At 64.9% G+C, this 20,474-nt stretch carries 20 protein-coding genes and 2 tRNA genes; 10 read left to right on the forward strand and 12 right to left on the reverse strand.

All coding sequences use genetic code 11. The annotated features are described in order from the left end of the window. Positions 1 to 106 precede the first annotated feature (106 nt). Together ACQY72_RS07610 and ACQY72_RS07615 are read left to right on the forward strand one after the other, a co-directional pair. On the forward strand, positions 107 to 562 hold the full coding sequence (locus tag ACQY72_RS07610) for a TIGR02300 family protein (protein WP_135193715.1): 456 nt from the start codon (positions 107 to 109) through the stop codon (positions 560 to 562). A 333-nt stretch (positions 563 to 895) separates the two neighbouring features. Then, positions 896 to 971, forward strand: a tRNA-Ala gene (locus ACQY72_RS07615). 166 nt (positions 972 to 1,137) lie between these two features. Here ACQY72_RS07615 and ACQY72_RS07620 read toward each other — a convergent pair. Together ACQY72_RS07620 and rsgA are read right to left on the reverse strand one after the other, a co-directional pair. Continuing rightward, on the reverse strand, positions 1,138 to 1,461 hold the full coding sequence (locus tag ACQY72_RS07620; protein ID WP_135193716.1) for a hypothetical protein: 324 nt from the start codon (positions 1,459 to 1,461) through the stop codon (positions 1,138 to 1,140). A gap of 107 nt (positions 1,462 to 1,568) precedes the next feature. After that, positions 1,569 to 2,642 (reverse strand): ribosome small subunit-dependent GTPase A, encoded by a 1,074-nt coding sequence (gene rsgA, locus ACQY72_RS07625; RefSeq protein ID WP_428156632.1) that lies wholly within the window; start codon positions 2,640 to 2,642, stop codon positions 1,569 to 1,571. A gap of 190 nt (positions 2,643 to 2,832) precedes the next feature. Here rsgA and ACQY72_RS07630 point away from each other — a divergent pair, with 190 nt between their 5' ends. Beyond that, complete coding sequence (locus ACQY72_RS07630; RefSeq protein WP_428156633.1) at positions 2,833 to 3,084, forward strand: DUF2171 domain-containing protein; 252 nt, start codon at positions 2,833 to 2,835, stop codon at positions 3,082 to 3,084. Between the two features lie 19 nt (positions 3,085 to 3,103). On the opposite strand, the gene ACQY72_RS07635 is transcribed toward ACQY72_RS07630, so the two are convergent. The 6 genes from ACQY72_RS07635 to cpdR form a co-directional block, all read right to left on the reverse strand. Beyond that, positions 3,104 to 3,775 carry a DUF1345 domain-containing protein gene (locus ACQY72_RS07635; protein ID WP_428156634.1) on the reverse strand — a complete coding sequence of 224 codons (672 nt, stop codon included), beginning with the start codon at positions 3,773 to 3,775 and terminating at the stop codon, positions 3,104 to 3,106. A gap of 220 nt (positions 3,776 to 3,995) precedes the next feature. Next, positions 3,996 to 4,505, reverse strand: coding sequence for a hypothetical protein (locus ACQY72_RS07640; RefSeq protein WP_428156635.1), 510 nt, complete (start codon positions 4,503 to 4,505; stop codon positions 3,996 to 3,998). A gap of 162 nt (positions 4,506 to 4,667) precedes the next feature. Further along, entirely contained in the window at positions 4,668 to 4,994 is a 327-nt protein-coding gene (locus tag ACQY72_RS07645) for a helix-turn-helix domain-containing protein (RefSeq protein ID WP_428156636.1), read from the reverse strand. Positions 4,995 to 5,038: 44 nt separating this feature from the next. Beyond that, positions 5,039 to 5,395, reverse strand: a complete 357-nt coding sequence (locus tag ACQY72_RS07650) for a type II toxin-antitoxin system RelE/ParE family toxin (RefSeq protein WP_428156637.1) — start codon at positions 5,393 to 5,395, stop codon at positions 5,039 to 5,041. Positions 5,396 to 5,527: 132 nt separating this feature from the next. Next, a tRNA-Val gene (locus ACQY72_RS07655) sits at positions 5,528 to 5,602 on the reverse strand. A 126-nt stretch (positions 5,603 to 5,728) separates the two neighbouring features. Then, complete coding sequence (gene cpdR, locus ACQY72_RS07660; protein ID WP_017506825.1) at positions 5,729 to 6,085, reverse strand: cell cycle two-component system response regulator CpdR; 357 nt, start codon at positions 6,083 to 6,085, stop codon at positions 5,729 to 5,731. 112 nt (positions 6,086 to 6,197) lie between these two features. Between cpdR and ACQY72_RS07665 the strand changes: the two genes are divergently transcribed. Further along, positions 6,198 to 7,022, forward strand: a complete 825-nt coding sequence (locus ACQY72_RS07665) for an N-formylglutamate amidohydrolase (RefSeq protein ID WP_428156638.1) — start codon at positions 6,198 to 6,200, stop codon at positions 7,020 to 7,022. A gap of 260 nt (positions 7,023 to 7,282) precedes the next feature. Here the strand turns inward: ACQY72_RS07665 and ACQY72_RS07670 are convergent, their stop codons facing one another. Further along, complete coding sequence (locus ACQY72_RS07670) at positions 7,283 to 7,966, reverse strand: DUF599 domain-containing protein (protein WP_372692456.1); 684 nt, start codon at positions 7,964 to 7,966, stop codon at positions 7,283 to 7,285. A gap of 128 nt (positions 7,967 to 8,094) precedes the next feature. On the opposite strand from ACQY72_RS07670, the gene ppa reads away from it, so the two are divergent. Together ppa and hslU are read left to right on the forward strand one after the other, a co-directional pair. Next, positions 8,095 to 8,655: an inorganic diphosphatase gene (ppa, locus tag ACQY72_RS07675; protein WP_135193748.1), complete on the forward strand. Its 561-nt coding sequence runs from the start codon at positions 8,095 to 8,097 to the stop codon at positions 8,653 to 8,655. Between the two features lie 751 nt (positions 8,656 to 9,406). Beyond that, positions 9,407 to 10,708 carry an ATP-dependent protease ATPase subunit HslU gene (gene hslU, locus ACQY72_RS07680; RefSeq protein WP_428156639.1) on the forward strand — a complete coding sequence of 434 codons (1,302 nt, stop codon included), beginning with the start codon at positions 9,407 to 9,409 and terminating at the stop codon, positions 10,706 to 10,708. Here hslU and ACQY72_RS07685 read toward each other — a convergent pair. Next, entirely contained in the window at positions 10,698 to 11,999 is a 1,302-nt protein-coding gene (locus ACQY72_RS07685) for a YihY/virulence factor BrkB family protein (protein ID WP_428156640.1), read from the reverse strand. The two genes, hslU and ACQY72_RS07685, sit on opposite strands and share 11 nt — an antisense overlap. A 77-nt stretch (positions 12,000 to 12,076) precedes the next feature. On the opposite strand from ACQY72_RS07685, the gene prmC reads away from it, so the two are divergent. From prmC to ACQY72_RS07705, 4 genes are all read left to right on the forward strand, one after another. After that, positions 12,077 to 12,961: a peptide chain release factor N(5)-glutamine methyltransferase gene (gene prmC / locus ACQY72_RS07690; RefSeq protein ID WP_428156641.1), complete on the forward strand. Its 885-nt coding sequence runs from the start codon at positions 12,077 to 12,079 to the stop codon at positions 12,959 to 12,961. A 266-nt stretch (positions 12,962 to 13,227) separates the two neighbouring features. Further along, positions 13,228 to 13,584, forward strand: coding sequence for an endonuclease domain-containing protein (locus tag ACQY72_RS07695; RefSeq protein WP_428156642.1), 357 nt, complete (start codon positions 13,228 to 13,230; stop codon positions 13,582 to 13,584). A gap of 268 nt (positions 13,585 to 13,852) precedes the next feature. Then, a complete protein-coding gene (locus ACQY72_RS07700) occupies positions 13,853 to 14,461 on the forward strand; it encodes a DUF6932 family protein (protein WP_428156643.1) in 609 nt (202 codons plus the stop codon). Next, positions 14,458 to 15,411, forward strand: a complete 954-nt coding sequence (locus tag ACQY72_RS07705) for a hypothetical protein (protein ID WP_428156644.1) — start codon at positions 14,458 to 14,460, stop codon at positions 15,409 to 15,411. Before ACQY72_RS07700 ends, ACQY72_RS07705 begins: the two co-directional genes overlap by 4 nt. A 7-nt stretch (positions 15,412 to 15,418) precedes the next feature. Here ACQY72_RS07705 and clpB read toward each other — a convergent pair whose 3' ends face one another. Both clpB and ACQY72_RS07715 read right to left on the reverse strand, forming a co-directional pair. After that, positions 15,419 to 18,022, reverse strand: coding sequence for an ATP-dependent chaperone ClpB (clpB, locus tag ACQY72_RS07710; protein WP_428156645.1), 2,604 nt, complete (start codon positions 18,020 to 18,022; stop codon positions 15,419 to 15,421). A gap of 105 nt (positions 18,023 to 18,127) precedes the next feature. Then, positions 18,128 to 20,374, reverse strand: coding sequence for a TonB-dependent receptor domain-containing protein (locus ACQY72_RS07715; RefSeq protein ID WP_428156646.1), 2,247 nt, complete (start codon positions 20,372 to 20,374; stop codon positions 18,128 to 18,130). Positions 20,375 to 20,474: the final 100 nt, after the last annotated feature.

The following is a 20,474-nucleotide window of genomic DNA, read 5'->3' on the forward strand; positions in this document are numbered from 1 at the left end:
GTATTGTCGAACGGCCGCGCGGGCGGCGCGAAAGATGGCTTTTGACAGCGGGTCAAAGGGGTGGCAAGGGACCGCCCCGAATTCAACCCGTTGAAAGTGTCCTCACGTGGCCAATCCAGAACTGGGCGCCAAGCAGGTCTGCCCCAACTGCCAGGCGAAATTCTACGACCTGAACCGTAGACCCGCCCACTGCCCCAAATGCGCGACGGAATTCGATCCGGAAGAAGCGCTGAAGCTGCGCAGCCGCCGCGCTCGCCCCGGCTATCCGGCCGACGACGAGGCTGAAGACCAGGTCAAGGACAAGAAGGTCGACGGCGACGAGGACGAGGAAGAAGACGTCAAGACGCCCGAGATCGACGAGGAAGGCCACGAGCCCATCCTGACGCCGGACGACGAGGACGAGGACGTCCCCGCCGATGCTTCGGAAGAAGCCGGCATGGGCGCGACCGACGGCGACGACGATCTGGCCGACGACGATGACGACTCCGTGCCGTTCATCGAAGACGACGACGATGACTCGATCGACGACGAGATCGCCAAGCCGTCGCGCGACGACGACTAATGCTTCTTGGGCCTACCGCGCTTCGCGCTACTTGAGGGCTTGTTTCTTGGGCCTATCGCGCTTTGCGCTACTTGAGGCCCGCCTTCCTCTGGGCTTCTTGCGATCAGGCTCAGATTCTTGTTGCACCCGCCGCATTTCCAGTTAGGGAAGCGCGGCGGGACAGCAGGCTTTTCCAGCCACTTCGGTTTGAAAAATCTGCGTATTTTCACCCTCGGGAACGCGGTGAAAATAAATCTCGAAACGGGCTTGATCGTAGAAAAGCCCTGACATAGTTTCCGCCGCCTCGCCGGGGGCCATCGCAAGATGAACCGGGCGATCCAGACCGACAGGTCCGGGGCTTTAGCTCAGTTGGTAGAGCGCTTGCATGGCATGCAAGAGGTCAGCGGTTCGACTCCGCTAAGCTCCACCATCGTCACCTCCGAGCACTGCAAGGTGCTCGGAGGGACGGCCACCTTCCCTCACATCCTCGATGCACCGCAGACGCTATTCGGTTCGCGATGTACGCGCTCGCGCTTCGTCCGATGGCAGACGCGGCAGGCGGCTCGATCCGAGCCTCCCGCCGCGATCGTCGCCGATCAGTTCTCGACTTCGGTCGATCCCTGCCGGAACTCTTCGGCGGGCACGAAGGCCGAGCCTTCTTCGTCCAGCACCCACACGCCGATCAGGGCGGGGTGGTCCGGGGTGACGTCCTCGTCCAGCAGGTCGCCTTCATAGACGCCGACATTGCTGTAATCGAAATCCAGCAGCAGCTGAGCGGCCATGTCGATCATCTCGTCGGCCATGCGGCGCGCATAGCCGACGGCCTCGCTGGCGTCGGAAAAGTCGTCCGTCAGCGTGTTGACCTCTGCGGCCTCGCTGCCCTGGACGGCGCTGGTGGTTACGATGGTGAATGCGGACATGATGTTCTTTCTTGAGTCTAGGTCGCTCACCTAGCCTGTTTGGCGGCGCGAGAGGCCTAAATTCTTAGAGGTCGAACAGGTCGAAAAAGCGAACAGGAAAGCCCCGATCAATCGGCGCCGCCCCGATCGTTGCGCTTGGTCGCGCGATAGACCTTCTGAAGCCCGCCCAGCCGGCGCCGTTCGGCGGCCTTGGCGACCCGTTCCGCCTTGTCCCCCGCCTCCGACAGTTCCAGCGTCAGCTTCTGGAAGTGCGCCCACCGCGAGGCCTCCAGCGCCCCGCTTTCCAAGGCCGCCTGCACGGCGCAGCCCGGCTCGTTCGTATGGCTGCAGTTGGTGAAGCGGCACGCCTGCACCAGGCGTTCGATATCGTCGAACACCGCGCCCACCCCCTCTTCGGCGTCGATCAGGCCCACTTCGCGTATCCCCGGCGTGTCGATGATCAGCCCCCCGCCCGGCAGGGGGATCAGTTGGCGGTGGCTGGTGGTGTGACGCCCCTGGTCGTCGGACGCGCGGATCGCCCGGGTCGCCATCCGGTCTTCGTTCAGGAAGGCGTTGACCAGGGTGGATTTTCCCACGCCGGATGAGCCGATCAGCACGCAGGTCTCGCCCGGCTTCACCTGAAGGCGCAACGCGTCGAGGCCGACGCCTTCGCGGGCCGAGACCATCAGGACCGGACACCCCGTCTCCAGCGCCGCGACCTGAGCGGCCTCGGCTTGCGGATCGGCGCTGAGATCCGATTTCGTCAGCACGAGCACAGGCCGCGCCCCGCTCTCCCACGCGGCGGCCAGAAAGCGCTGGATCCGACGCGGGTTCAGATCCGCATTCATCGAGGTGACGACAAAGGCCACGTCGATATTGGCGGCCAGAATCTGCACCCGCCGCACGCTGTCCGCCGCCCGGCGCACAAAGGCGGTACGGCGCGGCAGGACGGCATGGATGGTGGCGGTGCGGTCCTGCAGGTTCAGCGACAGCGCGACCCAGTCGCCGACGGCGGGATGGCCGACCTCCTGGGCCTCGTGACGCAGGCGGCCGGACGCCTTGGCCTGCAGCTCGCCCTCGTCCGTGGCGACCACATAGCCGTTGCGATGCTGGAGAACGACACGGCCAGGCGCGTGACCGGCCTGGGCCTGAGGGGCAAACGCCGTCGCCCAGGCGTCGGACCATCCATACTGTTCGATCAAGTCAACGGCATCCCTGTCGCCTGCAATCCTCAGCCCGTGCGCTGAAACGGTCCTTAAGGCGCGATAATGCACCCAATGCCCGTCCCTGCCGCCTGTAAAACGCAAACGGCGGACCTCCAACCGCAAGGGGAACGGAATCCTGTCCGACGGGCTCCTGTCCTGTTGTTATTTTCAACCAGGAGAGACGGCGATGAGCGAGATCAAGGAAGGCATGGAGGTCATCGGGGCCGACGGCGTGCACGTCGGCGTCGTGGACCGGGTCGAGAGCGACCGGATCAAGCTGACCCGCCGCGAGAACTCCGGCGCCCACGCAGACCATCACCACTATATCGAGAACGGCTTCGTCGCCGACGTCGAGGGCGATAAGGTGCGTCTGTCGGCCAACGCCGACGTCGCCGTCACGCTCGAAGAGGAAGAGTCCGGCAAGCCCGTCGATCTCTGATCGAAACGGCGGCGACGCTTCAGAACAGCGTCGCCGCCAGATTGACCGTCAGCGCCAGGATGACGGCGTTGAAGAACCAGGCCACCAGACTGTGCAGGGTGGCCAGGCCGCGCAGCTTGCGGCTGGAAATCTGGATGTCGGCCGTCTGGTTCGCCACGCCGATGATCAGGCTGAAATGCAGGAAATCCCAGTAGTCGGGGTCGTCCTCGCCGGGGAAAATCAGGCCGCCCTGATCGCCCTTGCCGTGATCGCGCGGGGCGTAGAAGCCGTGGGCGTAGTGCAGGGCGAAGATGATGTGCACATACAGCCACGACAGGCCCACCGTGCAGACCGAGAACACCGCCTGCCCCACCGTCGGCTTTCCACCGCTCGCCACCATGGCCAGAATCAGCACCACGACGCTGGCGACGGCCGCCGCCATGCTGAGCGGCAAGACCAGAGCTCCCGCCTGATCCAGCTCGGCCGCGCGGCGTCGGATCGCGTCCTGAGAGCGCGCCCGGAAGACATGATAGAAGGTGACGATCAGAAAGGCCGCGACGCCCGCGTCCCAGCCCGCCGCCAGCCTGAGCGGCCAGCCGAAGCCAGACGGCGTCAGCGCGGCCACCGTCGCCAGCACCAGCAGCCCCAGCCACAGGGAGAAATGCAGACGGAAAAGGCGCGCGACAGATCCCATCGCTTCGAGATCGCCCATTCCACGGCCAAGGTCCAGCGAACGCGCATCGACGCGCCACAAACAATTCGAGTAAGGCGCGCACTGACCGGCGGCGTCATACAAGTGTCGCTTATCGTTTCGGGGAAGACGTCAACAACGGAACATCGCGCCTAAGCCCCGCACTTCCGGGCTTTTGCGTTCAGTAGTTTCCGTTTTCACGGTGAAAGCGGGCCATACTGGAAACAATCCGTCGCCTAGGTCACGACTCATCGGCAGCCGGCAGGTCGATAACCTCATAGAAATAGCGGGGGTCGGGGTATCGGCGATCCATCTCTTCACCTGTTTCAAGTATCGGAGCAGAGCCGAAAGAACCATCATCAGGCTCGCCACCCCGTGCATCCACCAGCTCTCGATAGACGCCATTGGAGATTTTCGCCCAACGCAGGTCAGCCAAAGTATTGTGAAAGGCGCCATCAGGCAGCGCCGGAAACTTCCCAGCGTGCACTTGAAAGGCCACGGCGAACGCGGCGGCCAAGTCCTCGATATCGACCCATGCCTTGCCGCCGGTGTGCCTCATGCGTTCAGCACCAGGCCGCACGTCCCGATCTCGACCGTCGGTCAGATCACCAAGCCGCTCGGCCTCGATGTAGTAGCGATCTCGCTTGATAGTCTCGATGCCATAGTCCGTCACGCACCACTGGCGACCTTGCCAGAACACCTTTCGCGGCTCGGGGACATAGTCTGGCTCGCCATCATACTCGTCGCTCATCATCTTCCTCCCAGCACCTTACGCGCGCCACTCTGGTACTCGGTCCTTGGTAGCCAAACCACAGTCACTGAACCCTGCACCATCGACGGCGCTCGCCGCTTCCAGTCCCATTACCTGTAAAGGCGATGGCCATTCTGCCGACAAGATCATCATCGGCAGTCGTCAGGCCTCGGCCAGCGCCCGGCGCACGGCATCCGGCTCACGCTGGATGACCTTCAGAAACAGGCGGCTACCAGTGTCTGGCTCACGGCGGTGCTGCTCCCAGTCTCGAATCGTAGCGATCGAAAGCCCATAGGCCATGGCGAAGCCTTCTTGGGAAAGCTTTTGGGCTTTGCGGATCGCCGCCACGTCTACGGCCACGGGCGCATGGACACGAACGGCCGCGCCTTCGGGCTTGCCTTCAGCGTGTGCGACAGCTTGCTCCAGACCTTCCATAATCCCCACGAAGTCGGCGTCGCGGCGTTGCTGGGCAGTGGTGCTCTTGCTCATTATATGATCCTCCGTGATCGGTGAGCGGTTACAGGATGGTAAGATCAGGCCCCTCGCAGCCTATCCATCATGGTCTTGAGGGCCGTCACCTGCTTATCGGTGAAGTTCGCAGCCCGACCCTTCGATAAAACGAACAGCAGATATACGGGGCGGTCGTCGTTCAGGTAGGCGGTGGCCACCCGGTACCCGCCCGACTTGCCCTTGCCGCGCCCGGCGACCCGAACCTTTCGGACGCCGCCCGAGCCGACGATCATGTCGCCTGCTTTGGGATCATCGGCGATTTGCAGAATAGCCGCCTCACGCTCGGCGTCCGTCATCCCGACATTGCCGGCGCTAACGCCGAATGCTGGCGTTTCAGCGACGGTATGCGGCGGGGCCTCCATGTGAATCACATACGGCATTGCCGTATGTGGCGCAAGCAGAAACTACGGCATTGCCGTAGTCTTCCATGCCGATCTGAAACCCATTCAGGTGACCAAATAAGCAAGCCGACGCTGGACGCGGGCTGCGGCAAATCTGAAAAAGGAAGGAAATGGTGGACGCGACAGGGATTGAACCTGTGACCCCCTCGATGTCAACGAGGTGCTCTCCCGCTGAGCTACGCATCCGCCGTAGGGCTCCGAAAAAGCGGTTCGGAGCGGGAAGAGCGGTCGTATAGCGGCGAGGCCGGGCTTCATCAAGCCGATTTCACGGCCAGAAAGAGATTTCTCGAAAACCGCCGTCAGATCAGCCGCTCAGGCGGCGACCATACGCTCGACCTCATTGACCAGGTCGCGCAGGTGGACGGGCTTGGACAGGACCTTGGCGTCCGGCGTGGCCTGGGCGGCGGTCAGGGCCACGGCGGCGAAACCGGTGATGAACATGATGCGCAGGCCCGGCTGGCGGGCGGCGGCGACGCGAGCCACCTCGATCCCGTCCGCGCCCGGCATGACGATGTCGGTCAGCAGCAGGTCGTAGGGGCCGTGTTCCAGGGCGTCGATGGCGTCGTCGCCGTTCTCGCAGTCGATGACCTGATGGCCCGCCCGCTCCAGCGCGCGCGTCAGAAATCCGCGCAACGAACCGTCGTCTTCGGCCAGGAGAATACGCGCCATTCGAAAAACACCTTTGAAACAGGCGACCAGACTAGAGGTGCAACGGTAAACCGCCGATGAAATTCACCGATCAGCCGACTTCCTTCCACAGCGAAACCCGTTATGCGGAGGCATGACCGACGGCGGCGACAGCTTTTCGATCACCGCGCCGGCCGCGGGCGTCAAGGCGACCGCGCTGGTGTTCGCCTCGCCCCATTCGGGCGACCGCTATCCCGACGACATGGGCGCCGTGCCCGACCTGTCGCTCTCCAGCCTGAAAAGCGCCGAGGACGCCCTGGTCGGACGGCTGATCGCGGAGGGGCCGCGTCAGGGCGCGACCCTGATCGAGGGGCGGATCGGTCGGGCCTATGTCGATCTGAACCGCGACCCCGGCGAGCTGGACCCCGCGCTGATCGACGGCCTGGAGGGGCCGGTCGGGGCCAAGACGGCGGCGGGCTACGGCGTCGTGCCGCGTCTGGCCGGCGACGGAACGCCCCTCTATGCGCGTCGGCTGAGCTTGGCCGAGGCGCAGGGCCGCATCGACGAGGTCCATCGCCCCTATCATCAGGCGCTGGCCGGACTGATGGAGAAGACGCGCGCGACGCACGGGCGGGCGGTGCTGATCGACTGGCATTCCATGCCGACGCGGGCGGTGGGGGCCGAGGTGGTGCTGGGCGACCGTTACGGCTCGGCCTGCAGCGCGCGGCTCAGCCGACGGCTGCGCGAGCTTTTCGAGGAGCTGGGCTGGCGGGTGGCGCAGAACCATCCCTACGCCGGGGGCTGGTCCACCCAGCGCTGGGGCCGGCCGGACGACGGCTATGAGGCGATCCAGATCGAGCTGAGCCGGCGGCTGTATCTTGACGAGGCGACGCTTCAACCCGCCGCGACCTACGCCACGACGCAGAAGGCCCTGTCGCGCGTGATCGTCGCCCTGTGTGCAGAGCCATGGTCGGCCTGACTGATCGCTGATCAGATCAAAAAAAAGCCGCACCCGAAGGTGCGGCATTAAAGTCTATAGGGAGGAAACGCCCAGGAAGGGCAAGACGCCCGGAGGCGTCAGAGGTCAACTTAGGTTGCGATGCACAATGGGTCAAGGCCGATATACGCCTTCTCGGTCACGCCGTGTTACGCAAATACGGCGATGTAACCGGTAACATGGCGCGTATTAGACCAAAGTCTGACCCCAAGCCTCATCTCGCACTTGCGAAATAGCCGGCCTCAATGCTCCAGCAAGCGGCGCGCATTGCGAATGGCCCGCGCGGCCGGCGAGGCTTCCTGGCGATAGATCAGCAGGCCGAACGACGACGCTACGCCCAGCGCCAGCCACAGCGGACCGAACAGCCAGGCCGCCGCCGCCAGGGCGAAGTAGTATCCCCTCACCCCCTGGCTGAACGCGCTCAGCGCGGGGTTCAGAAGCTGCCCCGCCGCCTCGCTGAACGCCTTGCGGTCGGTGTTGGAATGCAGTTCGGGCGCCGAGCCGATCAGGGCCAGGGTGTAGTTCATCTGGCGCAGCGCCCAGATGAAATCCAGGAAGCCCCGCGCCAGGCAGACCAGCACCAGGGCCAGCTTGGCCTCCAGGATCTTGAGCGGCACGTTCTCCGCCCCGACGGCCGCGAACCCCTGCAGCGCGCTCTCGCCGCCGAACAATATGCCCCCCACCGCCGCGATCAGCAGCAGGTTGGTCGAGGCGAAGAAGGAGGCCGAGTTGATCGAATGCCCCATCAGCTGGCTGTCGATCAGCTTCATCTCGCGGTGGGTCATGGACTGCATCCACACCGCGCGGACATGCTCCATGTCCTTGTTCAGCGAGCCGCCCTTGCGGCTGATGAAGGCCAGTATGGGGCTGTATCCCAGCCAGCAGATGAAAAAGAGCGCCAGGGCGGCCCAGTCGGTCAAGGTCATGCGCCAGATGTCCGCGATGACGCGCCCGGACGCAAGCCTGTCTGCCGCATGTCGCGCTTGCCGTTGCGGGCTGGTAGGCTTATCACGCCTCGCCTTTTCGAATTTCGCAGTCGCAGCAAAGATCCGCCATGAACCTTGACGCCATTCCGGTCGGTCCCAACGCCCCCTGGGACATCAACGTCATCATCGAGATCCCGCAGGGCGGCCTGCCGGTGAAGTACGAGATGGACAAGGCCTCGGGCGCCCTGTTCGTCGACCGCTTCCTGCACACCGCCATGTATTATCCGGGCAACTACGGCTTCATCCCGCACACCCTGTCGGACGACGGCGACCCCTGCGACGTGATCGTGCTGAACCCGACGCCGGTCGTGCCCGGCTGCGTCATCCGCTCGCGCCCCATCGGCGTGCTGAAGATGACGGACGAGGCCGGCGGCGACGAGAAGATCCTGGCCGTTCCGGTCGACAAGCTGAACCCCTATTACACCGAGATCGCCAGCTATCGTCAGCTGCCCGCCATCCTGATCGAGCAGATCGAGCACTTCTTCACCCGCTACAAGGACCTGGAAAAGGGCAAGTCGGTCACGGTCCAAGGCTGGGGCGACGCCGGCGAAGCCGCCGACCTGATCGCGGCAGGCATGAAGGCCCACCAGGACAAGCTTGCCAAGACCAAGGCCGCCAACGCCGCCTGATCCGGGCGACATCGGCTGATCCATCGAGGCGCCCTCCGGCTGGAGGGCGCCTTTTTACTGATTGCGCGCAGACTCGATCAGTAGGCGGAAGCGCGAGGACCAAGCAGCATCCGCTCATACGTCGAAAGCCAGTCCTCAAGACCGAAGAAAGCACGCGCCGCCCCTTCCACTAAAAGCGGGGATCTGGTGGACCTGTTCAACAAGGCCTCGTCTCCGGCTTGTCTCGTCCGCCACGATTTACCGTCGAAAGATTCCACCATCGGCTCCCCCTCAACTAGTACGGCGTATTCCGGCTCCGTGAGTATCCCTGCGGGAACGGGAAGATGAGCCAGCAGCTTCCAATTCCCGCGATATACCTCAGCGTCATTTGTCCACGAGCCGAGGACAGGGGGCGTTGTTATCGCCGATAGGTCCGACAGGCTGTCGGCCGCTTCGCCGAAGATCAAGAGGAAGAAACTTATGCCCGGCCGATAAACCTGGGACATCACCCAACGTCCATCGCCTAACGGTATAGCGACAACGGCGCCTTCGCCGATCTTGGGGGTGGCTTTCCTCGACACGTGATGGCTCCGGATTCGAAGATTGCCGACTAAAGCCTTTACAATGAACGCTGACTAGCCCTCCGCAGAGCTTTCGCACAACACCTTGGGAGGGACAGGCCGAGCGGTCAGTCTCGGCGCCTCACACGGGATAATGCGCTGCGACGCCCCGCCCCCTCCCGCTCCGCTTCGCGACCTCCTATCTGCACCGCATGACTGAACTGACCCCCCGCGAGATCGTCTCCGAACTGGATCGCTATATCGTCGGCCAGGACGACGCCAAGCGCGCCGTAGCCGTGGCGTTGAGGAACCGCTGGCGCAGGAAGCGCGTGCCGGCGGACCTGCGCGACGAGGTGACGCCCAAGAACATCCTGATGATCGGCCCCACCGGCGTCGGCAAGACCGAGATCGCACGGCGCCTGGCCAAGCTGGCCGGCTCGCCCTTCCTCAAGGTCGAGGCGACCAAGTTCACCGAGGTCGGCTATGTCGGCCGCGACGTGGACCAGATCGTGCGCGACCTGGTCGAGAGCGCCCTGATCATGGTGCGCGAGCGCAGGCGCGGCGACGTGCGGGCCAAGGCGGAAGCCGCCGCCGAGGACCGCATCCTGGACGCCCTGGTCGGACCGGGTGCCGGGCCGGCGACGCGCGACAGTTTCAGGAAGAAGCTGCGGGCCGGAGAACTGGACGACAAGGAGATCGAAATCTCGCTGGCCGACACCGCCTCGCCGATCCAGGGCCTGGACATTCCGGGCGGCGGCAATGTCGGCCTGCTGAACCTGTCGGAGATGCTGGGCAAGATGGGCGGCGGGCGCACCAAGACGGTCAAGCTGACCGTGCGCGACGCTGTCACGCCCCTGATCGCCGAAGAGGGCGACAAGCTGCTGGATCAGGACAGCCTGACGCAGGAAGCGCTGATGCTGGCCGAGAACGAGGGCATCGTCTTCCTGGACGAGATCGACAAGGTCGCCGCCCGCCAGGGCGCATCCGGCGCCGACGTGTCGCGCGAGGGGGTCCAGCGCGACCTGCTGCCCCTGATCGAGGGGACCACCGTCTCGACCAAATATGGGCCGGTGAAGACCGACCATGTGCTGTTCATCGCCTCGGGCGCCTTCCACGTCGCCAAGCCGTCGGACCTGCTGCCCGAGCTTCAGGGCCGGCTGCCGATCCGGGTCGAGTTGAAGGCCCTGACGCGCGACGACTTCAAGCGGATCCTGACCGAGCCGGAGGCCAATCTGATCCGTCAGAACCAGGCCCTGCTGGCGACCGAGGACGTGACCCTGACCTTCACCGACGATGCGGTCGAGGCCATGGCCGATGCGGCGGTGGCGGCCAACAGCGCCATCGAGAACATCGGCGCGCGGCGGCTTCAGACCGTGATGGAGCGGGTGCTGGAGGAGACCAGCTTCAAGGCCTCGGACCTGTCGGGCCAGACCGTGGCCTTCGACGGCGACGCGGTGCGCGAGAAGATGGACGCCCTGACCAAGGACGTCGATCTGAGCCGCTTCATTCTTTAGAGGCGGCCTCGACGGCCTTGCGGTTCTGGCGGCCGCGCAACCGGTCCGCTACCCGCTCGGCCTGGCGCTGGGTGAAGGCCAGGGCGGCGGGATTGCCGCGTCGGGCGCCGATGCTGTCGGCGACCTTGGCGCCCCGCTCGCCGATCGGCAGCGGCTTGCCGGTCGTGGTGTCCACGGCGGTCTGGTGTTCGATCTCGGCGTTCAGCTCGGCCCCCATCAGGATCACCTGCACCGACAGCCAGGTCCACAAGAGGAAGCCCATCATGGCCGCCAGCGGGCCGTAACTGTCGGTCCGCACAAAGTTGTTCAGATACCAGCTGAACAGGAAGGACACCGTCAGGCTGAGCAGCGCCGCGAAGATCGCCCCAGGCGTGACCCAGCGCCAGCGCGCCCTCTGACGGCAGGGCCCGAAGCGGTAGATGACGGTCAGGGCGGCGATATAGCCCGCCAGCAGCAGCGGCCAGCGCAACAGCGCCAGATAGCCCCACTCCTCCTCCAGCCCGAACAGCCGAACCACCACCGGCACGCCGACGACCAGCACCGAGGTCAGCAGCACGGCGAAGATCGCCCCGACGGTGAACCCCATGCAGATCAGGTTGTAGCGCACGAGGTTGCGCCGCTCGACCTCGTGGTAGGCGACGTTCAGCCCATAGAACAACACCTTGACCGCCCCGTTGGCGGTCCAAAGCGACAGGGCCAGGGTCCAGATCAGGGTGAAGGTCAGCTGGCCGTTCGAGTTCTGGGCCAGGCGCTGCATCTCTCCGCCCAGGAAGACGGCGATGCTGTCAGGCAGGACGGCGTAGAGGAAGTTCAGCCGTCCCCAGGCGTCGGACGGATCGGCGAACAGGCCGTACAGGGTCACGAACGTACCCAGCAGGGGGAACAGCGACAGCAGGGTGAAGAAGGTCACGCCCCCCGCCAGGAAGCCGACCCGGTCCCCGAAATAGGAGCCGCCGGTGCGCCAGACGATGTCGGACCAGCCCCTGTGCGGGATGTGCTCGGGCCGTCTGGCCATGCGGCCCCGCCCCGGCTCCTTGGCCTCATAGTCCTCGGGCGTGGGGGGCTTGGGCGGCAGGGGCTCGGGGCGTTCGGGACGCAGCTCGACCCCGACCTTGTGGCCCTGGCTGTACAGCAGGTGGGCCGCGCCCGCCCCGGCCGTCAGCCCACCGACCGCCGCCGCCACATAGCGCCAGATCCCGCCGGCCGCCTTGCCGCCCCGTCGCGCAGGACGGGCCGAGGACGACAGGCTGGACAGGACGGACGGGCGGCGGGGGGACTTGCGGTCGGACATGGTCTGGCGAACGGTATAGCTGCTCGCCCGTTCCGCAAATGCTTGAAATCGGCGCCCGCGCGGGCCAATCAGCGACCATGACCGCATCCAACACCCTGCTGACCGCGTGGAAGGCCGCCCAGGCCAGGCTGAAGACCGGCCGCATCGACAGCCCCGCCATCGACGCCCGCCTGCTGCTGGAGGCCGCATCGGGCGCCAGCCGCATGGACATCCTGACCGACCCCTACCGCGTCATCACCGACGACCAGCTGGGCGCCTATGAAGCCATGGTCGAGCGCCGCCTGAAGCGCGAGCCGGTGTCGCGCATCATCGGCAAGAAGGGGTTCTGGAAGATCATGCTGAACGTCACCCCCGACGTGCTCAGCCCCCGCCCCGACACCGAGACCCTGATGGACGTGGCCATGCTGGCCTTTGCCCGGAACGAGGCCTTCAACGTCATCGACCTGGGCACCGGCTCGGGCGCGATCCTGCTGGCGCTGCTGGCCGAGCGGCCGGCCGCCAAGGGCGTCGGCACCGACATCTCGTCGGAAGCCCTGGCCGTGGCCAAGGAGAATGCGGCCAACCTGGACCTGAACGACCGCGCCGTCTTCCTGCGCACCGAATGGGCGGCGGGCTTCGGCGACGCCAGCTTCGACCTGGTCCTGTCCAACCCGCCCTACATCCCCACCGACCATATCGCCACCCTGGATCCCGAGGTCCGCGACCACGACCCGCACCTGGCCCTGGACGGCGGCCCCGACGGGCTGCAAGCCTATCGCGACCTGGCGCCCGAGGTGAAACGCATCCTGAAGCCCGGCGGCGTCTTCGCCGTCGAGATCGGCTGGGACCAGGGCCCCCAGGTCAAGGCCCTGTTCGAGGCCGCCGGCTTCACCGACGTCAAAATCATCAAGGACCTGGGCGACCGCGACCGCGTCATCACCAATGGCCCCGACCCAAGGACCAATCCGATCCCCAAGGACTGACGGATTTCAGACGGTCGGCTGCGAAAAACACCGTCTGAATAGTGCAATTCGTCTGATCTCCACCCTCCCCGACCGCGCGACGCGTCCCCTGCGGACGAACCGAAACAGGATCGCACGGTTTTGGGGGCTGGGCAGGAAGAGGACGCTAGCGGGCCGCAGGGGATTGAAAATGCTCGCTCCCTTTGGCGCAGATACGCTGGCTGGCGGGTTTTGCTTGCCGAAAGGCGGCGACGGATGTGGGATGGCCTTCCGAAGGGGAGCCGCGCATGACGACCAGCCGCCTGACGCCGCGCTCGCGGGGGCTTCGCCAGAGCAGCGGCCTGGCCGAGGACCGCATCTTGGCGCGACTGCGCGGTGGCGCGGTCGATGGCTGGAAGGTGCGACGCCAGCACCCGGTCGGCCGGTTCGTGGTCGATTTCGCCTGTGTTCCGCTGCGGCTGGTCATCGAGATCGACGGCGGGGTGCATAAGCGCGATGAGGTCGCGCTGAACGACCACTACCGCCAGCAGGAGGTCGAGGCGCTGGGCTGGACCGTCGTCCGCTTCACCAACGCCGAAGCCCTGACCGACCCCGCCCGCATCGACGACGCCATCCGCGCCCACGCCAGGACGCTGGGCCTGTAACCCTCTCCCATTGGGAGAGGGCTTGAGCGCACGGCGGCGCAGCCGACGTCCTTGCGCGAAAGGGTGAGGGTCGAGCGCCCCCAGACACCCGCTGCGGCCAGACCGGTGCGACGGCTCACGCCGACTTCGACACCCGGCCCTCATCCGTCCGCTTCGCGGCCACCTTCTCCCAACGGGAGAAGGATCAAGTTTTGGCCTCGCCTCTCCCATTGGGAGAGGGCTTGAGCGCGCGTGCCGCTCACAGCCAAGGATTGCGTCGAAAGCAAAAGTGCGGTTTAGAAGGTGTCTTGGCAATGAGAGGGGAGGCTCTTTGCCGTTTCCAGTCTTTTCCGCGAGCAACGTTCTCCCACCATTTGTTGGTGTGTGGCCTGGAGCTCCTTTGGGATTCTCGCCATACCCCACGACCATCGGCGAGATTGCGACTCATTTGGCTACGACAGCCGAACGTCGGGCAATTTTGGTCGGCTTCTTAGGTATACGTGCTGAACTTCGAAACTTGGGTTTCGCGCTTGATCGGCAATGGATTGACGGAAGCTTCTGTGAGAACATTGAGGCTTCGGAGGGAAGGCCTCCTGGCGACATCGACGTAATGTCTTTTTTGAGCCATCCGACCGAAAATGACGTAGTCGCGTATAATGCTCTTATTGGCGCGAACATTCATTTATTCGATCCAACTCAAAGCAAGGTGCAGTTTCGCTGCGACCACTACGCTATGACCGCCAATGCCATCTCTGTAGAACAGCTTTGCTATTGGAACTCATTGTTTTCGCATCGCCGCAACGGCCTTTGGAAGGGCTACCTTCAAATCACGGATGAAGGTCAAGCAGTTGATGACGCGCTTTTAGGAACCCTCAAAGCCGCAGGACTGACACCGTGAGCACTTTCCTCATGCGTCAGCGTCTTGAGGCTGAGAGCGCTAGCCTTCAGAGGCTGATCGATCATACCAGTTCAACTGATATACTAGGTCGCGTGTCTCTTGATGCCCGCCTTCGAGGCGTTCGAAAAGAGCTGGAAAAGCTAGGCCGTCAACTTGGGACTAGAGCTGAAATAGCTCTGGTTTTCAATGGTGCTCCCGTCGCCGGAGCCGCTGCTATCGAAGCGAGTTTCGGAAGCAAAGCCATTGATGCGTTTCAACGGACCGTCGCTACTGCTTTCGCCGTGCAGGCGTCAGACGGCAGAGTCGGACAACGTGGCCCAACCATCTCTAGCGAAATGGCAGCGCTTCATATTACAGGCGTAGTTCATGGATCGTTTGGCTTTATTCTTGAGGAGATCGACCCCAAAGGAGAGCAGTGGACAGACAGCGCGCTAAAAACGGCCGCCGATGCAACTGTTCGTCTACTAGAACGAGTTTCCGCGCCTGACGAAGCCGAGGCCGAAGCTGCACTCGAAGAGGTAAACGACCGCTTATTTGTGAATATTCGTGATTTTGTTAAGCTCGTCCACGATCATAAGGCCACTCTCACTATATCCGAGAAAGATCGAACCTTAGAACTCAACTCTCCCGCATTGGCTCGTGCTTATGAACGGGTAGCGAATGCCACAATAGTCGACGAAGAACTGACGCTCGACGGCATTCTTCAAGGCATCCTACCCGGAGCTCGACGATTTGAGTTTCGAGGTGGTGGCTTTGAAATAAAGGGGAAGGTTGCCCGAGACATCAGTGAGGAATACCTCCGAAGCCTTGAGTCCGACCCCATGGTTGGCCATGAGATTACCGGGATTTTTAGAAGACGCACTGTGCGAGATACAACCTCAGCCGTGCGGGAAACTTACGTTCTTGTACGTGTCATCCCCGCAAAAGGCCTACCAAGCCACGCGCTTTAAAGGCGCTCTAATGTATCCGCATCTTCCCGATCTCCAACCCGCCCTCGCCGGCGGTGACCGCAATCACCCCGCCATCCTCGATCTCGCCGGCGAGCAACTTCCGCGCAATCGGATCGACCAGATCCTTCTGGATCACCCGCTTCAGCGGACGCGCGCCATAGGCGGGGTCGTAGCCCCGGTCGGCGAGCCAGGCGAGGGCGCTGTCGTCGAGGTCCAGCGACAGGCGGCGGTCGGCCAGCAGCTTCTCGAACCGTGACAGCTGGATCCGCACGATGCCGCCCATCTGGTCGCGGCCCAGGCGGTGGAACAGGATGATCTCGTCGATCCGGTTCAGGAACTCGGGCCGGAAGTGGGCGCGGACGGCGTCCATGACGAAGGGGCGGACGGCTTCGACATCGTCGCCCTCGCCCTGTTCGGCTAAATACTGGCTGCCCAGGTTGGAAGTCATGATGATCAGGGTGTTGCGGAAGTCGATGGTGCGGCCCTGGCCGTCGGTCAGGCGGCCGTCGTCCAGCACTTGCAGCAGCACGTTGAAGACATCGGGGTGGGCCTTTTCGACCTCGTCGAACAGGACGACCTGATAGGGGCGGCGGCGCACGGCCTCGGTCAGGGCGCCGCCCTCGTCATAGCCGACATAGCCGGGAGGGGCGCCGATCAGGCGGGAGACGCTGTGCTTCTCCATATATTCCGACATATCCAGGCGGGTGATGGCGGCCTCGTCGTCGAACAGGAACTCGGCCAAAGCCTTGGTCAGTTCGGTCTTGCCCACGCCGGTCGGGCCCAGGAACAGGAAACTGCCCAGCGGTCGGTTGGGGTCGTTCAGGCCGGCGCGGGCGCGGCGCACGGCGTCGGAGACGGCGGCGAGCGCCTCGTCCTGACCCACGACGCGGCCGCCCAGGGCGGTCTCCATCGACAGCAGTTTTTCGCGCTCGCCTTCCAGCATCTTGTCGACGGGGACGCCGGTCCAGCGGCTGACGACGGCGGCGATCTGCTCGGCGTCGACGACTTCCGGCGTCAACGGCCCCTTGCCTGAGGTCTCGTTCGCCTCGGCCTCTTCGAGCTGTTTCTCGATCTGGGGGATCTGGCCGTAGGCGATCTCTGACGCGCGGCCGAGGTCGCCGGCGCGCTGGGCGTTGGCCAGTTCGAGGCGCAGACGGTCCAGGGTCTCACGCAGTTGCGCCCCCTGCCCCACCTTGTCCTTTTCGGCCTTCCACTGGGTGGTCAGGTCGTCGGACTGGCCTTCCAGATCGGCGATCTCGTCCTCCAGCTTTTCCAGCCGGGCTTTTGAGGCCTGGTCGGTCTCCTTCTTCAGGGCCTCGCGTTCGATCTTCAGCTGGACCAGGCGGCGGTCGATCTCGTCCAGGGCCTCGGGCTTGGAGTCCACGGCCATGCGCACGCGGCTGGCGGCTTCGTCGATCAGGTCGATGGCCTTGTCCGGCAGGAAGCGGTCGGTGATGTAGCGGTTCGACAGGGTCGCGGCGGCGACGATGGCGCTGTCCGAGATACGGACCCCGTGGTGGACCTCGTACTTCTCCTTCAGGCCGCGCAGGATGGAGACCGTGTCCTTCACCGTCGGTTCGGCGACGAAGACTGGCTGGAAGCGACGGGCCAGGGCCGCGTCCTTTTCGACGTGCTTGCGATACTCATCCAGGGTGGTGGCGCCGACGCAGTGCAGTTCGCCGCGCGCCAGGGCGGGCTTGAGCAGGTTTGAGGCGTCCATGGCCCCGTCGCCCTTTCCGGCGCCGACCAGGGTGTGCATCTCGTCGATGAACAGGATGATGCCGCCCTCGGCCGCCGTGACCTCGGACAGCACGGCCTTCAGCCGCTCCTCGAATTCGCCGCGGTATTTGGCGCCGGCGATCAAACTGCCCATGTCCAGCGCCATGACGGTCTTGTCGCGCAGGCTCTCAGGCACGTCGCCGTTGACGATGCGCAGGGCCAGGCCCTCGACGATGGCGGTCTTGCCGACGCCCGGTTCGCCGATCAGGACGGGGTTGTTCTTGGTCCGCCGGGCCAGGACCTGGATGGTGCGGCGGATCTCTTCGTCGCGGCCGATAACCGGGTCGATCTTGCCGTCGCGGGCGGCTAGGGTCAGGTCACGGGCGTAGCGGTTCAGGGCGTCATAGCCGTCCTCGGCGCCGGCGCTGTCGGCGGTCTTGCCCTTGCGCACCTCGGCGATGGCGGCGTCCAGTTTCTCGGCCGTCGCGCCCGAGGATTTCAGCACCTCGGCGGCGACCCCGCCCTCCTTGGCGAGCGCCGCCAGCAGCCGTTCGGTGGTGACGAAAGCGTCGCCGGCGGATTTGGAGGCCTCCTCGGCGGCGGCGAAGACGCGGGCGGTGTCGCCGTCCAGATAGAGCTGGCCCGAGCCGCCCGAGACCTGGGCGCGCTTCTTCAGGGCGGTCTCGACATCGGCCTCGGCGCGTTTGGCGTCGCCGCCGGCGGCCGTGATCAGGTTGCGGGCCAACCCTCCTGAAGAATGGCCGTCGCGTTCCTCCAGCAGCACCTTGAGCAGGTGCTCGGGCGCGAACTGCTGGTGACGGCGGGCGAGCGCCAGCGACTGGGCCGACTGAACGGCCTGTTTGGCGCGGTCGGAATAGAGTTCGAGATTCATCGGTATCCCTTCGAGAAGCGGATGGACCGGAACACCCTCTGCTGAGCGATGTCCCGGTTTCTTGCCGTTTCAGGTGGGCGCGACCGAGAGCCTCTTCAAGGGCCGTCAGCCGCCGGTGGTCGGACCCTGGAAGTCGAACTGTTCGGGACGACGCTGGCCGCCGCCGAAGTTCCAGGTCAGGCCGATATAGGCCGCCCGGCCGCCGAAGGTCTGGTCCGAACGGTCGCGGAAGGTCGGGGTGGTCAGGGTGGTGGTCGAGCCGAAATCGTCGAACAGGTCGCGCACCGTCATCTGCATCGACCAGGCATCGTTCAGCTTGCGGCGATAGCCCAGGTTGACCAGGGTCGACTGCTCGCGCACGCCCTGGGCCAGCAGCTGGTCGCCGCTCCAGATGCCGGAGACCTGGACGAAGTCCTTGGGAGTCGGCTGCCAGTTCAGGGACAGGCGGCCCGAAACGGCGTCGCCCGAACGATCCTGGGCGCCGACGATGCCGGCGGCGTCGATCTCCTGACGATAGACATTCAGGCTGGCGCTGTAGCGCAGGGTCGGCAGCAGCGGGCCGTTGGCGACCAGCTCCAGGCCGGTCGAGGTGCTGGCGCCCAGGTTCTCGGGCCGGGTCAGAAATATCCCGTTGCCCAGGTCGCGGGTCGTCTGGCTGAAGGCCTTGTTGGTGTCGCGGTAATAGAGGGTGGCCTGGTAGAAGGTCTGCTGGACCCGGCGCTGCCAGTTCAGCTCGTACGAGTCCGTTTCCTGCGGCTGAAGGTCCGGGTTGCCGGAACGATAGTTCTGCGGATCGCCATAGGTCAGGAAGGGGTTCAGATCGGCCGGGCCGGGACGCTGGATTCGGCGGCTGTAGCTGGCGCGCACCGTGTCCTTGTCGTTCAGCTTGTAGGACAGGTGGCCGGTCGGATAGGCGCGGAAATAGTCCTGGGACGTCTTCGCGCCGCTGGTGACCTGATCCAGGTCCAGGTTCGCCTGTTCCAGACGCAGGCCGAACTGGGCCGACAGTTTCTCGCTGAACGGCTTCTCGTAGGTGACGTAGAGGGCGTGGACGACCTGATCGACGTCGAAACGGTTGGACACCAGCGGGTCGGGCGTCAGGGTGGCCTGCGTCGGGCCGCGCGCGACGCCGTTGTCCAGCTCCAGCAGGGTGGCCTGAAGCTCGTAGCCGAGGCGCAACTTGCCGCCGTCCGACAGAGGCCGGACGTAAGCGCTGGTGACGCCCCACTGGTCCTGTTCGTTCTTGTTGGCGGTGGCTTCGATGAAGTTCGCGGCGGCCGGGATCTGTTGATCGACGAAGCTGTCGGAGGTGAAGTTGAAGCTGTTGCGGTCGAAGCGGACCTCGTTGGTCCATTCGTGGCCCTGGTCGTCGAAGCGCCGCAGCATCCGCGCCGTCGCGCCCGAGAACTGGCCCTTGAAGCGACCGTCGCCGGCGCGGCGATAGGCCGAGCCGATGCCGCCGGCCGCATTGTCGGCCTCATACAGGGTGACGCCGTCGCCGCCCGCATCGACCTCTGTGTGGCGCAATTCGCCGACCAGCTGGGTCTTTGCGTCCAGATTGTATTCGGCGGACAGGCGGACGTAGGCGCTGTCGGAGGCGCCGTCGATGTCCTGGCTCTGGCGCGATTCCAGGAAGCGTCCCGAGCCGGTGTCCAGACGATCGCGCACGCGATTGGTCTCGGCCAAATAGCCGTCGTGGCGAACGCCGACATCGGCCGTCAGGGTCGTCTTGCCGTTCACATGTGCGACGCTGCCGCCGATGTTGTAGCGGCCGCCGTCGCCGACGTTTGCGCGGATCGATCCGGTCGTGGTCTGGGTCGGGCGGACCGTCGTGGGCTTGGTGATCAGGTTGATGACCCCGCCCGACCCCTCGGGGCTGTAGGCCGCCGACGGATTGGTCATGACCTCAATGCGGGCATACTGGGCCGCCGGAATCTGCTGCACCATCTGGCCGCGGCTGGGGCCGTTGAACTGAGTCGAGGGGCGGCCGTCGACCAGGATGGTGACGTTGGAGTCGCCGCGCAGGCTGACGTTGCCGTCAGGATCGACCTCGACCGAGGGCACGTTGCGCAGGGCGTCGGCCAGGGTGCCGGTCGTGGCCTGAAGATCGTTGGCCAGGCTATAGCTGGTGGAATCGATCGAGGTCCGCACATCGGCGGCGCGGGCGTTGACGACCACGTCGCCGACGGCGGCCGGTTGCTGCGTCGGCTGGGCCGGGGGCGCGGTGCGGGGCGCAGGAGTCTGTGCCGTGGGCTGGGTGGTCGGCTGGGCGGGAGCCTGTTGCGCCAGGGCGGCGCCGGGCAGCACGGCCGCAGCCACGCCCAGCATGAGAACGAGTTTGGAGGAGGTCATGCCCCGGAGATCCTGAAAGTGCGCCCAGACGTCCGCGACGCCCTTCGATGACGCCTGCCTAACGATGCTACTTTGAAAAGCAAAGTTACATCTTCTTCAT

The sequence above is a fragment of the Brevundimonas sp. genome (assembly GCF_965279155.1).
Classification (GTDB): Bacteria; Pseudomonadota; Alphaproteobacteria; order Caulobacterales; family Caulobacteraceae; genus Brevundimonas.

Coding starts and splice junctions, on each gene's coding strand:
- ACQY72_RS07685 (WP_428156640.1), bottom strand. CDS start 11,999: ATGTCCGACCGCAAGTCCCCCCGCCGCCCGTCCGTCCTGTCCAGCCTG.
- hslU (WP_428156639.1), top strand. CDS start 9,407: ATGACTGAACTGACCCCCCGCGAGATCGTCTCCGAACTGGATCGCTAT.
- cpdR (WP_017506825.1), bottom strand. CDS start 6,085: ATGGCGCGTATTCTCCTGGCCGAAGACGACGGTTCGTTGCGCGGATTT.
- prmC (WP_428156641.1), top strand. CDS start 12,077: ATGACCGCATCCAACACCCTGCTGACCGCGTGGAAGGCCGCCCAGGCC.
- ACQY72_RS07715 (WP_428156646.1), bottom strand. CDS start 20,374: ATGACCTCCTCCAAACTCGTTCTCATGCTGGGCGTGGCTGCGGCCGTG.
- ACQY72_RS07670 (WP_372692456.1), bottom strand. CDS start 7,966: ATGACCTTGACCGACTGGGCCGCCCTGGCGCTCTTTTTCATCTGCTGG.
- ACQY72_RS07665 (WP_428156638.1), top strand. CDS start 6,198: ATGACCGACGGCGGCGACAGCTTTTCGATCACCGCGCCGGCCGCGGGC.
- ACQY72_RS07645 (WP_428156636.1), bottom strand. CDS start 4,994: ATGAGCAAGAGCACCACTGCCCAGCAACGCCGCGACGCCGACTTCGTG.
- ppa (WP_135193748.1), top strand. CDS start 8,095: ATGAACCTTGACGCCATTCCGGTCGGTCCCAACGCCCCCTGGGACATC.
- ACQY72_RS07640 (WP_428156635.1), bottom strand. CDS start 4,505: ATGAGCGACGAGTATGATGGCGAGCCAGACTATGTCCCCGAGCCGCGA.
- ACQY72_RS07635 (WP_428156634.1), bottom strand. CDS start 3,775: ATGGGCGATCTCGAAGCGATGGGATCTGTCGCGCGCCTTTTCCGTCTG.
- ACQY72_RS07695 (WP_428156642.1), top strand. CDS start 13,228: ATGACGACCAGCCGCCTGACGCCGCGCTCGCGGGGGCTTCGCCAGAGC.
- ACQY72_RS07630 (WP_428156633.1), top strand. CDS start 2,833: ATGAGCGAGATCAAGGAAGGCATGGAGGTCATCGGGGCCGACGGCGTG.
- clpB (WP_428156645.1), bottom strand. CDS start 18,022: ATGAATCTCGAACTCTATTCCGACCGCGCCAAACAGGCCGTTCAGTCG.
- ACQY72_RS07620 (WP_135193716.1), bottom strand. CDS start 1,461: ATGTCCGCATTCACCATCGTAACCACCAGCGCCGTCCAGGGCAGCGAG.
- ACQY72_RS07650 (WP_428156637.1), bottom strand. CDS start 5,395: ATGCCGTATGTGATTCACATGGAGGCCCCGCCGCATACCGTCGCTGAA.